The organism is Atopomonas hussainii, from assembly GCF_900109735.1.
Lineage (GTDB): Bacteria > Pseudomonadota > Gammaproteobacteria > Pseudomonadales > Pseudomonadaceae > Atopomonas > Atopomonas hussainii.
Genome location: NZ_FOAS01000034.1, coordinates 1 through 1,559, shown reverse-complemented (window position 1 = coordinate 1,559; position 1,559 = coordinate 1). Strand labels below are relative to the sequence as shown.

Sequence of the window (1,559 nt, the reverse complement as noted above, 5' to 3'; positions counted from 1 at the left end):
TTTTGTAGCGAGCAAGCTTGGAAATGTAACTCTCATCATCCAAGGCTTTTAGCAGGCCATGAAGGACTCTTTTCTCATGCTTCGTCATGACTGAAACCTAACGTTTGGTTAAGGGGCGGGCTTTAGCCCGTCCCAGTGAGCGAAGCGAGCGATTTGAACCACTAGTTAGGTGCTGCACTACGATTCTTCTTTCGAACGTACAGGTATGACGCAACAACCATGAGCAACGGAATTAGTGAAGTGATATAGCTTTGTGGAAAATATAGGCTGCCTTGCTCTGCGATGATTGCTTTGGCAAGACTTTGATCCGATGCTAAATCAATTGTTGCGCTTAAATAAAGTGCTGAAAATGCCACACCCAAGAGTAGAAACCACTTTTTCCAGAGTGTTAGAGCACTTGCCACTAGCCCGGAAAGTAGTGCCACAGTCCACATATTTGATACGGACGCGATTTTGTCAGATACCTCAGCGTTGGCGCAGGATGCGAAGAATATAAGAAGGAGTGGGATGTGGCGACGATCCATGTGGCACCTAACGTTTGGTTAAGGGGCGGCTAAAAGCGCAGCTTTTAGACGTCCCAGTGAGCGAAGCGAACGACTTGAACCAATTGTTATGCCTTTGCACAAGGTTTATTGCAGGCATGAATCGCAGCCAAGTTGAATGCTGTTGAGCTTATTAACTCTCTCGTTATTAAGTTCTGTTGCGCAGGCTTCAAAGAAAAGTTGCCCTTGGGCAGTGGGATTTTGAAACGCACTGGCACTTGCAGCGCGTAACTTGCATTCGCTTTTTCTAAAGGCAAGCCATTTTTCTTGAGAGTCTGTTAGCAGGGTATTATCCCGCTTGACCTCAGATGATATGCGCTTAAATGTTCTCTCTAGTGCCTCTTGAGATTCAGTGTAGAAATGCTGTATGCAGTTATATGTGCGAAGGCTGTCAAAGTTAAAGCACTTTTCCGTTGAGTCGGCTGAGAACTCAATGCCGCTGATGTTTTCAAAATAGTCGCTTGCGTAGGTACTTGGTGATAATGCAAGAACTGCAAGAATTGCGAGTAGCTTCATGGTTCGTTTCTTACCAGCGCATAACGTTTGGTTAAGGGGCGGACAAAAGCGCAGCTTTTGGACGTCCCAGTGAGCGAAGCGAACGACTTGAACCAGTTGTTATGAGCCATCAATTGCGCTCGGGGCAGTGCCAGACAATGCTATGCCACATGCTGCCGGATACGGTGAACTGCACCATGAGCATCTGTGATGCTTTGTAGTCAGGCGCTTTTGTGTAATTAAAAACTAATTTTGAGGAAATTTCCTCTCCGAAACTCAGTGCCTGGTGAGTGGGTGCGCTATGCATGGCTAAGCTAGAGACTAGGGAATGCCACTTTCCTTCAGAAGCTGACTTTATGTCTTTTCTCCAATCTATATATTCACAGTTCAGAAATAGATCATGAATGTAATTAGTTAGTTCTTCTTCTATTTCAGTGGGCGACACAGTTCAACCTTGGTGGTTCATAACGATTAAGCTAACGGGCGGCAAAAAGCGGAGCTTTTTGACGTCCAGCGAGTGAA

General features: G+C 45.7%; 1 protein-coding gene. It reads right to left on the bottom strand.

Annotated elements, in window-relative coordinates; all coding sequences use genetic code 11:
* Positions 1-629 precede the first annotated feature (629 nt).
* Positions 630-1,058, bottom strand: a complete 429-nt coding sequence (locus BMX80_RS17480; RefSeq protein ID WP_074870798.1) for a lysozyme inhibitor LprI family protein — start codon at positions 1,056-1,058, stop codon at positions 630-632.
* Between the last annotated feature and the right edge of the window lie 501 nt (positions 1,059-1,559).